Genomic DNA, 10920 nt, shown 5'->3' with positions numbered 1-10920 from the left:
GGTGATCGAGCCGGGCTTGATGGCCAAGGCGGCCAATTGGGAGTTCAGGCCCTCGCAGGCGGGCTGGGGCGACCATGCGTCGATGCTGAAGGCGATGGAGAGCGCGGTGGATGGCGGCGCATTCCTCCTCGGCGACCGCTTCTCGATGGCCGACGTGATCTTCGGCGGCACCGTCCGCTACCTGCTGCGCTTCCAGATGCTCGAGCCCCGGCCAGCGTTCGTCGCGTACGGCGAGCGCCTCGCCGCGCGCCCCGCGCTGCAGCGCGCGGAGGCCCGCAACCTTGCCGTGGCGAAGGAGCACGGCCTGCAGATGTGAGGCCGCGGCCATGGCCCACCGTTTCCAGTGCGCCTGCGGCAAGCTGCAGGGCGAGATCCGGCAGCCCCGGCACGGCGTGCGCGCCGTCTGCTATTGCCGCGACTGCCAAGCCTACGCGCACCTGCTGCAGCGTGCCGACCAGGTGCTGGATGCGAGCGGCGGAACGGACGTGGTCGCGACGCCGGCCAGCAACGTGGCGATCACCGCCGGGCGCGAGCAGCTCGCATGCGTTTCGCTCTCGCCGCGCGGCCTGCTGCGCTGGTATGCCGCATGCTGCGGCACGCCCATCGCCAACACGCCGCGCAACTGGAAGCTGCCCTATGTGGGATTGGTGCACACGTGCCTGCACCAGCCCGATCCGCTGGAGCGGTCCTTTCCGCGGGTGGCGCTGCGGGTGAACACGAAGAGCGCGCATGGTCCGGTGCCGCGCGACACCGGCTTCGCCGGCAAGCTGCGCTTCGCGCGCGTGGCGCTGCGCCTCGCGGCGTGCGACTGACGGGTGCCTACAAGTCGACGCCCCTGTTCTTCGCCAGCGGCGCGCCGCTGGCGGTGCCGCGCGTGGCGGGGCGGGAGGAAGTGGAAGCCGCGCGGCGCGCGGCGGTGGCCTGAGCGCGCCTACCAGCCCGTACCGTACGTGGACTCGAAGTCGTTCTTGTCCTTCACGTACTTGATCATGTCCGGATACATCGGATCGACGTTCTTCATCTGCCAGCGCGTGAGCTTGTAGCGGATCCACCGCCAGAAGAACACGACTGGATTCGTTTTGAGAACGGACATCGTTTTCCCTCGTGGACGGGTTTGCTCCGGAGGCATGGGCCACCCGCTGCGCAGAGCCCGTTCGGACGCTTGGACCATCCAGTCGACAAGCGCGAGTATCGGCCGCGCTCCTTCGAGGTGCTCACCGGCTGTCCGGACGCACCATCCTTGCGTCGGAAGCAAGGCACGTCACCTAGGGGCCACCCTAGGCAGCCGCCTGCAACGCTCCGTGCCGAAGGTCTCCTGGATCAAGCACAGTTGCTGCTGACGCGCAGCGACGACGCCGGCGTACCGGATCAATGCAAGGGCCAGGGCTGGCGTACCTGCGGCTTCCGCAACCAGGGCCAGTGCATCAAGTACACCGAGCCGACCCTGCACCAGGGCAGATGACAGGCCTCCGGCACCGAGTGCGCGATCGATGGCGCAACGGTGCCGACGCCCTGAATGCGGGGCGTTCTACGAAGCAGCCACCGCGGCGGTGACGATGATTTCCACCAGGATGTCGGAAGCGCCCATTTCGCACTGGGCGGTCGCCCGCGTCGGTGCTGCGCCGGGCGCCGTCCACGCGTCCCAGACTTCGTTCATAGCGGCGAAGTCCCTCTGGAGATCCTTGATCCAGATCTGCGCGGTGAGGAGGCGGCTCTTGTCGGTGCCGGCCTCAGCCAGGAACTTCTCGATCTTGGCGAGCGTCTGCTGGGTCTGGCCGCGGATGTCCTGCGTGCGGTCGTCCGCGGTCTGGCCGCCGACGAAGACGATGCCGTTGTAGACGACGGCGCGGCTGCGGCGCCGGTCCGTGGCGATGCGAGCGATGTTGCTCATTCCAATGTTCCTTTCCGAGAGGTGAAACGCGTGCTGGCGACCTGCCGCTAGCCGGCCAGTTCGCCGAGCGTGACTGGCTTGATCGGCGGACGGATGCGGTAGTAGCCGACCTCCGCAGGCGACACGCCCCGGGACTGGGCCAGGAGTTCCGTCACGGTCAGTCCGCAGAGGCGCCCCTGGCACGGGCCCATCCCGCAACGCCCGAACGCCTTGGTCTGGTTGGGGCCCTGGCAGCCCAGCTCCGCGTACTTGCGGATCTGCCCGGCGGTCACTTCCTCGCAGCGACAGACGATCACGGAGTCCTCCTTCGGCATGCGGTGCGACGCCGCAGGTCGATAGAGGGCATCGAGGAAGGGCCGGATCCTGAGTTGCTGCTGTAGCTCCGAGCGCACTGCTCGTTCACGCTCCTGCAGGGCTGCACCGGACGCGGGCCTGAGCTTGCGGGCTACCGCGATGGCCGCCAGCCGGCCTTGCGACGCAGAGGCCTTGGCACCGACGATGCCGCGACAATCCCCTGCCAGATAGATGCTGCTGTCTTCGATCTGGCCGTACGCATCGGTCTCGGGCACCCAGCACAGTTGCGCTTCGTCCCATCGATGCGGGGCGCGCAGCGCCCAGCTGAATTGGGTATTGGGTACCACTCCCTGGTGCAGCAGGACCAGGGACGACGCGATCCGATGCGGCTTGCCTTTGTGGGTGAAGCGGATCGACTCCGCGTGCTCTTTTCCCTCGATCGCAAGATCACTGGAGCCGGCAAACATCGGGATGCCCTGCTTGCGCAGGAGCCGCAGCATGCGGAGGCCCTTGCCCAGGTCCGGCCATCCGCGCAGCGCAGCCGGCAGATGCCGCGTCGCCCGCAGGTGGTCCGCGGATGTCGTGGTCTGCACGATGGCCTTAATCTGCACGCCCGCCGCGACATACTGGCTTGCCAGGAGGAGCAGCAAGGGGCCGCAGCCGGCGAGCACGACGGGCTCGTCCGGCAGGGCGCTGGCGCTCTTGATCAGGATTTGCGCCGCGCCGGCACCCATCACGCCGGGGAGAGTCCAACCGGGGATGGGAAAAGGCCGCTCCATGGCGCCGCTGGCCAGGAGGATGTGCCGCGCCTGCAGCGCCCTGTTCACGCCCTGCAGCAGGTAGTTCACTTGCAGATCCCGGCCGACGTTCCACACCGCGGCGCCGGCAATGTGCTGCGCGCCGCTCCGGGAAAAAGCGCGCGTCAATGCTGACCCGGCTGCGTAGTCCTCGCCCAGGACGGCGCAGATCTTCGCGCTTGCCGCATCGACGTTCCGGTAGATCTGCCCGCCGGCGGCGGCCTGTTCATCGAGCAACGCAACGCTCAACCCGGCCGCGCGGGCTTCGACGGCTGACGCGAGGCCGGCAGGACCCGCGCCGACGACGAGGAGGTCGACCATTTCAGCGTCCATGGCCGGCCGCCTCCGCTGCGCACCCGAGGGCCGACGCTCCTTGCTGGCGCCGGATGACCATTCCCTCGCGCACTGTCGTGAGGCAGGCTTGCCGACTGGGCTTGCCATCCACTTCGACCAGGCATTCGAAGCACACGCCCATCATGCAGTAGGGCGCGCGGGGCGACTGCGAAACCGGCGTGGTCCGGAAAGGCTGTGCCTCTTTGAGCAGCAGCGCGGCGGCGATGGACACGCCCGCTGGCACGCTGATTCTTTCCCCCTCGAACTGCACGGTGACGGTGGCGGAGGCCAGCGAGTCGGTGGTGAAGAGCGGGCGGCGCGGCGCTCCCGGCTTAGTGTGCATTGGCAAAGCTCCTCGTCGGATCGAGATACCGGTCTCCGGCAAATTCATGGATGGCCTCCGGCGCAGTTGACAGTCCCGCCATCCATGGCCCCACCACGTAGGCGTGGGTGCCGGCCAGCGAAACACCGCTGTGGCTGGTGGCAACGAACGCCCCCGGGCACGTCTGAGACTCCTGGTAGATGGGGCACCCGTCCGGCGTCATCACCCGCAGCGCCCCCCAGGCGCGCACCAGGCGGACGGCGGACAGGATGGGGAAGGTGGCGATGGCCCGCCTGGCGATCCATTCGATGGCAGAGGGAGTGGTGCCGTCGTCGAACCCGACATCCTCCACCGAGTAGCCGAGCTGCACGGTTCCCTCGTTGGTCTGCCGCGCCTTGTTGGTCGGGCAGGGCAGAAAGGGCTTCAGCCGCTCCGTGATGAGCACCTGGCCGCGATTCGGCGAGACGGGCGCATGGAGGCCGACCTGGGCCGCCAGCGCCTTGTTGCCCAAGCCCGCGGCCAGGACGACGCGCTGCGCACGCCAGGCCCGGCCCTCGGGACTCCTCAGCTCGAAGCCGCCGCGGTCCTTGTCGTGCACGACATGCGTCACATCCACATTCGAGTGGATCCGCGCGCCCAGTGTCTTCAGGCCGGCATGGAGGGCGTGGAGCAGCTTCAGGGGGTTCACGTGTCCGTCCAGCGGGCAGAAGCTCCCGCCCGCGACCGTCGGGCCGATGGCCGGCAGGCGCTGCTTCAGGGCAGCGCGGTCCAGCATCTCGTAAGGGATGCCGCGGCCCATCGGCCGAAGCTTCTCCAACATGGTCTCGCGGGCGCGCATCTCGGCGTCGCTGAAACCGATCCAGTAGCCGCCGGACTGCTGGAGCGCGACGTCGATGCCGGTGCGTTCCAGCAGTTCCTTGGCCAGCGGAGCCCAGTGCTCCACGGCCTCGCGGGCCCATCGCGCATAGGGCGGAAATCCGTCCCCCTTGCTCTGCATCCAGACCAGGCCGAAATTGCCGCGTGACGCCCGATGCGCGATGTCGCCCTGATCGAGTACGGTCACCGGCGAGCCGGTGCGCGCGATCCCGAATGCGATGGCGGCGCCGACGACGCCCCCGCCCACGACGATGACTTCTTCCTTGTGCATGCTTTCTTTCGGCCGCTCGGGCGCGCCTGGCGCCCGACACGGTCACGCCCGTCAGTCCAGGCTGATGTTGTTCGTCCTGATGACGGCGCCCCACTTGGCGTTGTCGGCCTTGATCTGCTCGCCGAACTGTGCGGGCGTTCCGGGCGTCACCGTGGCGCCCAGGGCTTCATGCTGCTTCACGATCTTCGGGTCCGAGAGGACGGCGTTGATCTCCGCATTGAGCTTCTTGACGATCGCCTCCGGCAGGTTCGCCGGCCCCACGATGCCGCCCCACGTTTCCATCTCCACTTCCGGGAAGCCGGCTTCGCGGATGGTGGGCACGTCCGGCAGCAGCGGCGACCGCTTCGGCCCCGTGATGGCGAGCGCGCGGATGCGCCCCGCCTTCACCTGCGGCTCCATGGAAGTGAAGTTGCTGACCATCACCTGGATGAAGCCCGCAGCCAGGTCCGACTCCGCCGCCGGAGCACTCTTGTAGGGCACGTGCGTCATCTGGATGCCGGCCGACGAGCGGAACAATTCCGTCACGACGTGCAGCGAAGTGCCGTTGCCGGTGGACCCGTAGGAGAGGGCGTTGGGCTGGGCCTTGGAGTAGGCGACGAGGTCGGCCACGGTGCGGACCGGCAACTTCGGGTTCACGCCTAGGAGGTTGGGTTGCGCCCAGTGCCTCGCGATCGGCGTGAAGTCCTGCGTGGGCTTGTACGGCAGGTGCTTCGCGGCGAGGGCCGCCACGACGAAGGTCGCGAGATTCGCGTGCCCGATGGTGTAACCGTCCGGCGCCGCCTTGGCCACGGCATCGAGCCCGATGGCGCCGGAAGCGCCCGGCTTGTTCTCGATGACGACCGGCTGGCCCAGGCGTTGCGCCAGCGCCGTGGCGAGCAGGCGGGAGGTCGAATCGGCCGCCCCGCCGGGTGCTGCATTCACGATGAGGCGGATGGGCTTCTCCGGGTATTCCGCTCGCGCGGCCTGCGTGGCGCCCAGGGCGGCAAGCATCAGGGCGGCGGCAATCTTCCGCGTATTCGGCACAGTGGACTCCAAAGCGATTCTCCGGCTGGATGTGGCGTCCCGAATGCTAGGGAGTCGAGACGCGTCAAACCATGGCCGGGATGCACGCTACCTATTCATGGCTGGTATGCGTCTTCGCCTTGCCCGTCGCGGCGCCCAGGTACTGCAGGAGTTCCCGGGCGGGCTTGCTGAGACGGGTATCCGCCATGGCCGTCGCGTACACGGTATAGCGGATGGTGGGGCGCAGCGGCAGTGCGATGCCGCCCCGCAGCCGGTGGCGGGCACCGGTCAGCGCGTCGACGATGGCAAGCCCCATGCCGCGCAGGACGAGCTCGCTCGCGGTCTGGAACAAGGAGGTCTCCACCATGACGTCGAGCTGTTGGCCGGTGGTGGACATCAGGGCATCGATGTGCCGCTGGAAAGCCCCGGTCATGCCGACGAAGGGCTTGCCGAGGAGATCTTTCGGCGCCACGAAGGCGGCCTTGGACGGCAGCCACCTCGAAGTGCCGATGCAGACACAGTCGGCCGAGAACTCCGCGACCGTTTCAAGGTCGCCGATCGACAGCTTGTCGGCCGTGAAGCCGATGTCGGCGTCGCGGTTGCGCACGCTGCTCGCCACTTCCAGATAGGAACTGATGGTCAGGCTGATGACGACGTCGGGATACTTGCTTCTCAGATGTTCGACGGCCTCCGGCATGATGGAATGCCCGATCGAGGGGATCGTGGAAATCGAGAGCCGTCCGAGCCGCTGCTTGCGCAACTGCTCGGAGAAGCGCGTGATCTCTTCCAGCCCCAGGAACGACTCGTGGACCTTCGTCATCAAGGCCAGGGCCTCGTCGGTCGGCTTTACCGTTCGCCCGTGCTTCATGAAGAGCGGAAAACCGACCAGATGCTGCAGCTCCGTCATCAGCCTGCTCATGGAGGGCTGCGACATGCCCAGCGCATCGGCGCCGGCACTGATCCCGCCCTGCGTGACCGCGGCTCGGAAGGCCTCGATCATCTTGTGTGTGATGATTTTCTTCGGCATGCAAGACTAGGCGACTCGGCAGCGGCACGCAGCTGCATCCGCCGCTCACCGGGTGCTGGAGGGTAGCACGGCCCACGGCGCGCCCTCCCTCCACAAGGGTATGTGCAGCCCCAGCCCCGGCCGTAAGTTCCCTCCAGGGAGTGAACCATGTTCGTTTCCAGGAGGTGCACCATGCGAGTCCTCTTTGCCACCGGCGTCGTCCTGTTGACCTCGGGTTGCGCGTATCTCAGTCCGCCCGCCGAGAACCCCATCATCGAGCAGCACGCGAGGAATCGCATCAACACGTTCGCCGTCGTGCCGGCCAGGCGCGTCGTGCTGGTGAAGGCCGAGCGCGCCAATGACGACAACAGTCCGCTGGTCGTCTGCGGCGAAGCGCCTGCCGACGTCACCGACAACATCGCCAGCACCTTCGCGGCGTCGCTCGCCGCTTCGGCGGCGAAGGGCAACGAGGTCAGCGCCGGCATCTCCCGCAGCCTGGAAACCTTCGGCCAGATCCTGTTCAAGCGCTCGCAGGGGCTGCAGCTGTTCCGCGACCAGTCCTACTACCTTTGCCAGGCCAGGATGAACAACTTCATCACCGATGCCGAATACAAGCAGGAACTGAAGGCGGCGTTCACGGCCATCCTGCCGCTGATCGAGCAGGAAATCAAAGGGAATGCGGCGGCGCTGCAGCCCCCCGCGTCGGCTGCGTCGCAGTCGCGCGTCACCTTCATTCCCCTGACGGCGAGCACCCCCATCACCTCCGTCGAGATCGACGAGCGGGGCAAGGTGGTGAGCACCGTCGCGCCCAAGTAGGTTCAGGCCGGCGGAAGGAGCGCTTCGAGCCTGACCTCCTGTCCGACCGCGAGGCTGCCGCCGCGCAGCACCCGTGCCGTCATGCCGCCGTGGCCGCGCAGCGCGTTGTAGGCGCCAGCACCCAGGGTGGCTTCCATCTTCGAGCAGGGCTCGCAAGGGCCCGTGACCTCCAGCACGACCTGCGGCCCGACGAAAAGATGGAACGGCTGATCGGGGAACAGGCTTCGGGCGGCCAGAAGGTTGATGCCGGAGATCACCAGGTTGCGCCGAAGCAGGGCCGGATCGAGCTCGGGGCGCCGCAACAGTGCCGAGACGACGGGAAGGTGCTCCGCCTGCACGAGCGTGACCTGGCGCTTGCCGCCCCCCCGCCCCTTGGCCGCGCGGTCACCTTCCAGGCCGAAACCCTCGATGGCTTCGCATGCCTGCGCACGGATCGCCTCGCGGTCCCGCGCCGGCCGCAGGAAGATCGCCTCCAGCCGGCCGGCGAAGGGAAACGCACGGGCGAGAGAGCGCAGGTCGGTCATGGGCAATGGTTCCGGGTGCTTCAAGATACCTCGGGCGGCGGCCCGGGCGCCCGCATCCGCGCTGTGTCACAATCCCAGCCAGCTCCGGGGTGTACGCATGGCGTGCTGAGATCCAGACCCGTGAACTTGAACCGGTTCAGACCGGCGGAAGGAGAGCTGCAAGCCTGACCCCTTTCCCCGGGGTCCGGGGCGAACCCTTCGGAGCCAACGATTCGCTCGCGAAGGAGCCCCCTTGAACACTGTCCCAGCCTTCCGTTACCCGCGGGTCCTGTCCATCGCAGGCTCCGACAGCGGCGGCGGCGCCGGCATCCAGGCCGACCTGAAGACCTTCGCCGCGCTCGGCTGCTTCGGCATGACGGCGATCACGGCCCTCACCGCGCAGAACACCCTCGGCGTGCGCTCCATCCACGCCGTCCCGCTGCAGATCCTGGCCGACCAGATCGATGCGGTGGTCGAGGACATCGGCGTGGACGCCGTCAAGATCGGCATGCTGCACTCCGCCGACACCGTGCGCACCGTGGCCGCGGCCCTGCAGCGCCACGGCCTGCGCCAGGTGGTGCTCGATCCGGTGATGATCGCCACCAGCGGCGCCAAGCTGATCGACGACCAGGCGATCGAGGTGCTGGTGCGCGAACTGTTCCCGCTGGCCACCGTCGTCACGCCCAACCTCGACGAAGCGGCGCTGCTGGTCGGCCGGCCGCTGCGTTCCGAGGCCGACATGGAGGCGGCCGCGCGCGAGCTGATCGAGCGCGGCGCCAACGCCGTGCTGGTCAAAGGCGGCCACCTGGCCGGCGACACGGTGAGCGACCTGCTGCTCGTGCGCGGCGCGCCCGCGCGCTGGATGCGCGCGCCACGCATCGCCAGCGGCAACACCCACGGCACGGGCTGCACGCTCTCCAGCGCGATCGCGAGCCAGCTCGCGCTGGGCGCGCACCTGGTGCAGGCGGTCGAAGCTGCCCGCGCCTATGTGCGCGGCGCGCTCGAAGCGGGCGCCGACGTGCGCACCGGCGCCGGCAGCGGCCCGCTGAACCACGCGTTCGCGCCGCAGGCGCTGCAGAAGCGGCCGCTGGCATGAGCACGTCACCCGTCCTTCCCGCGCAGGCGGGAATCCAGAACGCCGCTCTGGTCGACGCATTGCTCGCCTTCATCGCGCAGGACGGCTGCAGCGAGGCGGAGTTCGACGCGCTGGCGCTGCGCCTGTTCGCGCACCAGCATGCGGGCAACGCCGCCTTCCGCCGCTTCTGCCAGGGCCGCGGCGTCACGCCCCGCACCGTCAAGAGCTGGCGCGACATCCCCGCCGTGCCGATCAACGCCTTCAAGGATGCGACCCTGAGCTGCGCGCCGGCCGACAGCGCCGAGCGCGTCTTCATGACCAGCGGCACGACGCGTGGGGACGTGAAGGGCCGGCACTATCACCCCACCATCGCCGTGTGGGACGCCTCGTTCCGAGGCAACTTCGCGCGCCGCTTCATGCAGGGCACGCCGCGCCTGCGCATGGCGATCCTGTTCCCGAACGAGCGGGAGATGCCCAACTCCTCGCTCGCACACTACCTCGCGCTGGCGATGCAGGAGTTCGGCACGGCTGACAGCGCGTACTTCGTCGGCCTGCAAGGCATGGATGTCGAGGGCCTGCGCGGCTTCCTGAATGCCGCGGAGCGCAGCGGCGAGCCGTGCGCCGTGCTCGGCGCGAGCTACAGCTTCGTGCACTTCCTCGACGCGCTGGCCTCAGGCGGCGAGAGCTTCCGCCTGCCTCCCGGCAGCCGCATTCTCGACACCGGCGGCTACAAGAGCCAGTCGCGCGAGCTGCCGCTGGAGGAGTTCTATGCGGCCCTGGCGCAGCGCTTCGGCGTCCCGCGCTCGCTCTGCATCAACATGTACGGCATGACCGAGCTGAGCACGCAGCTCTACGACGACGGCAACGCCGTCGTGCCTTCGGTGAAGTCGGGCCCGCACTGGATCCGCTCGCGCATCGTGGATCCGCTCACCGGCCGCGACGTGCCGGCGGGCGAGCGCGGCATCCTCGTGCACTGCGACCTGGCCAACTTCAATTCGGTCACCACCATCCTCACGGAGGACGTGGGCGTGGCGAGCGGCGCGGGCTTCCTGCTGCTCGGGCGCGCCGAGGGCGCGCAGGCCAAGGGCTGCTCGCTGGCGGTGCAGGAATTCCTGCAGGCGGCGCGGGCGTGAGGTGAGCATGGAGACCTGGAGCGCGGGCCACCTGCCCGGATTGCGCGAGGACGAGATGGCGTGGCACGTCCTGCCCTTCGCCGCGGCGGGGCAGCAGGTGCAGGTGCGCGTTCCCGTGCTCACGCCGGCGCAGCTGGGGGCAGTGACGCGGCGCGTGAAGGCCGCGAGTGCGCAGCACCTGAAGACGCTGCCGGTCTCGCGCATCGTGCAGATCGTCGATGCGGCAGTGCGCCGCCTGCTCGACCCGGCAGACCCGATGCGGCGCGAGGCCGAGCACCTGCTGCCCGTCGTGAGCGGCTACGACGCCGAGATGGTGCGCCTGGGCTTGAACGGCTTCCTTCAATCCTTCCGGGCGCCCCAGCTGCATCGCTTCGTCGCCGAGGACTTCGCCAATCCCAAGCTGCTGGACGAATTCCAGCCCGCGCCCAAGGGCGGCGCCGTGCGTGCCTTCGGGCCCGAGCTGCTGGTGCACAGCTGGGCCGGCAACGTGCCGGCGCTGCCGCTGTGGAGCCTGGCCTGCGGCCTGCTGGTCAAGGCCGGCACGGTGGGCAAGCTGCCCAGCGCCGAGCCGGTGTTCGCGAGCCTGTTCGCGCGCCTGCTG

The 10920-nt window shown here is 68.7% G+C and carries 15 protein-coding genes and 1 riboswitch; of the genes, 7 read left to right on the top strand and 8 right to left on the bottom strand.

The window, feature by feature from the left end:
• From VFM98_RS13470 to VFM98_RS13460, 3 genes are all read left to right on the top strand, one after another.
• Positions 1–316, top strand: a 316-nt coding sequence (locus VFM98_RS13470) for a glutathione S-transferase C-terminal domain-containing protein (protein ID WP_325110430.1), incomplete at its 5' end; no start/stop codon positions are given.
• A 10-nt stretch (positions 317–326) separates the two neighbouring features.
• A complete protein-coding gene (locus VFM98_RS13465; protein ID WP_325110429.1) occupies positions 327–812 on the top strand; it encodes a DUF6151 family protein in 486 nt (161 codons plus the stop codon).
• Positions 803–925, top strand: a complete 123-nt coding sequence (locus tag VFM98_RS13460; RefSeq protein WP_325110428.1) for a hypothetical protein — start codon at positions 803–805, stop codon at positions 923–925. The genes VFM98_RS13465 and VFM98_RS13460 overlap by 10 nt, the downstream gene beginning before the upstream one ends.
• Positions 926–931: 6 nt before the next feature.
• Here VFM98_RS13460 and VFM98_RS13455 read toward each other — a convergent pair whose 3' ends face one another.
• The 7 genes from VFM98_RS13455 to VFM98_RS13425 form a co-directional block, all read right to left on the bottom strand.
• Positions 932–1066 carry a hypothetical protein gene (locus VFM98_RS13455; protein WP_325110427.1) on the bottom strand — a complete coding sequence of 45 codons (135 nt, stop codon included), beginning with the start codon at positions 1064–1066 and terminating at the stop codon, positions 932–934.
• Between the two features lie 462 nt (positions 1067–1528).
• Positions 1529–1891, bottom strand: a complete 363-nt coding sequence (locus tag VFM98_RS13450) for a RidA family protein (RefSeq protein WP_325110426.1) — start codon at positions 1889–1891, stop codon at positions 1529–1531.
• A gap of 47 nt (positions 1892–1938) precedes the next feature.
• Complete coding sequence (locus VFM98_RS13445) at positions 1939–3315, bottom strand: FAD/NAD(P)-binding oxidoreductase (protein ID WP_325110425.1); 1377 nt, start codon at positions 3313–3315, stop codon at positions 1939–1941.
• On the bottom strand, positions 3305–3658 hold the full coding sequence (locus VFM98_RS13440; RefSeq protein ID WP_325110424.1) for a (2Fe-2S)-binding protein: 354 nt from the start codon (positions 3656–3658) through the stop codon (positions 3305–3307). Before VFM98_RS13440 ends, VFM98_RS13445 begins: the two co-directional genes overlap by 11 nt.
• Positions 3648–4784, bottom strand: a complete 1137-nt coding sequence (locus VFM98_RS13435) for an FAD-dependent oxidoreductase (RefSeq protein WP_325110423.1) — start codon at positions 4782–4784, stop codon at positions 3648–3650. The genes VFM98_RS13440 and VFM98_RS13435 overlap by 11 nt, the downstream gene beginning before the upstream one ends.
• A 51-nt stretch (positions 4785–4835) precedes the next feature.
• Positions 4836–5774: a tripartite tricarboxylate transporter substrate binding protein gene (locus tag VFM98_RS13430; protein WP_325110422.1), complete on the bottom strand. Its 939-nt coding sequence runs from the start codon at positions 5772–5774 to the stop codon at positions 4836–4838.
• Between the two features lie 124 nt (positions 5775–5898).
• On the bottom strand, positions 5899–6813 hold the full coding sequence (locus VFM98_RS13425) for a LysR family transcriptional regulator (protein WP_325110421.1): 915 nt from the start codon (positions 6811–6813) through the stop codon (positions 5899–5901).
• Positions 6814–6984: 171 nt separating this feature from the next.
• On the opposite strand from VFM98_RS13425, the gene VFM98_RS13420 reads away from it, so the two are divergent.
• The gene (locus tag VFM98_RS13420) at positions 6985–7608 is read left to right on the top strand and encodes a hypothetical protein (protein ID WP_325110420.1); all 624 of its coding nucleotides are present in this window, start codon (positions 6985–6987) and stop codon (positions 7606–7608) included.
• 2 nt (positions 7609–7610) lie between these two features.
• Here the strand turns inward: VFM98_RS13420 and VFM98_RS13415 are convergent, their stop codons facing one another.
• On the bottom strand, positions 7611–8132 hold the full coding sequence (locus VFM98_RS13415; protein ID WP_325110419.1) for an MOSC domain-containing protein: 522 nt from the start codon (positions 8130–8132) through the stop codon (positions 7611–7613).
• Between the two features lie 75 nt (positions 8133–8207).
• Positions 8208–8302: riboswitch (TPP riboswitch) on the top strand.
• Between the two features lie 62 nt (positions 8303–8364).
• Between VFM98_RS13415 and thiD the strand changes: the two genes are divergently transcribed.
• From thiD to VFM98_RS13400, 3 genes are all read left to right on the top strand, one after another.
• Positions 8365–9207 carry a bifunctional hydroxymethylpyrimidine kinase/phosphomethylpyrimidine kinase gene (gene thiD / locus VFM98_RS13410; RefSeq protein WP_325110418.1) on the top strand — a complete coding sequence of 281 codons (843 nt, stop codon included), beginning with the start codon at positions 8365–8367 and terminating at the stop codon, positions 9205–9207.
• Entirely contained in the window at positions 9204–10319 is a 1116-nt protein-coding gene (locus VFM98_RS13405; RefSeq protein WP_325110417.1) for a long-chain fatty acid--CoA ligase, read from the top strand. The genes thiD and VFM98_RS13405 overlap by 4 nt, the downstream gene beginning before the upstream one ends.
• A gap of 1 nt (position 10320) precedes the next feature.
• Positions 10321–10920 (top strand): acyl-CoA reductase (locus VFM98_RS13400; protein WP_325110416.1); only part of this gene is annotated, 600 nt, incomplete at its 3' end.

It is taken from the genome of Ramlibacter sp. (assembly GCF_035706265.1).
Lineage (GTDB): Bacteria > Pseudomonadota > Gammaproteobacteria > Burkholderiales > Burkholderiaceae_C > Ramlibacter.
The sequence above is the reverse complement of the archived record's forward strand: the minus strand, read 5'-3'. Positions and strand labels throughout refer to the sequence as shown.

Excerpts from the sequence above, each read along its gene's own strand:
- VFM98_RS13415 (WP_325110419.1), bottom strand. The coding sequence starts at position 8,132 with ATGACCGACCTGCGCTCTCTCGCCCGTGCGTTTCCCTTCGCCGGCCGG.
- VFM98_RS13450 (WP_325110426.1), bottom strand. The coding sequence starts at position 1,891 with ATGAGCAACATCGCTCGCATCGCCACGGACCGGCGCCGCAGCCGCGCC.
- VFM98_RS13420 (WP_325110420.1), top strand. The coding sequence starts at position 6,985 with ATGCGAGTCCTCTTTGCCACCGGCGTCGTCCTGTTGACCTCGGGTTGC.
- VFM98_RS13445 (WP_325110425.1), bottom strand. The coding sequence starts at position 3,315 with ATGGACGCTGAAATGGTCGACCTCCTCGTCGTCGGCGCGGGTCCTGCC.
- VFM98_RS13405 (WP_325110417.1), top strand. The coding sequence starts at position 9,204 with ATGAGCACGTCACCCGTCCTTCCCGCGCAGGCGGGAATCCAGAACGCC.
- VFM98_RS13430 (WP_325110422.1), bottom strand. The coding sequence starts at position 5,774 with ATGCTTGCCGCCCTGGGCGCCACGCAGGCCGCGCGAGCGGAATACCCG.
- VFM98_RS13465 (WP_325110429.1), top strand. The coding sequence starts at position 327 with ATGGCCCACCGTTTCCAGTGCGCCTGCGGCAAGCTGCAGGGCGAGATC.
- VFM98_RS13425 (WP_325110421.1), bottom strand. The coding sequence starts at position 6,813 with ATGCCGAAGAAAATCATCACACACAAGATGATCGAGGCCTTCCGAGCC.
- VFM98_RS13435 (WP_325110423.1), bottom strand. The coding sequence starts at position 4,784 with ATGCACAAGGAAGAAGTCATCGTCGTGGGCGGGGGCGTCGTCGGCGCC.
- VFM98_RS13440 (WP_325110424.1), bottom strand. The coding sequence starts at position 3,658 with ATGCACACTAAGCCGGGAGCGCCGCGCCGCCCGCTCTTCACCACCGAC.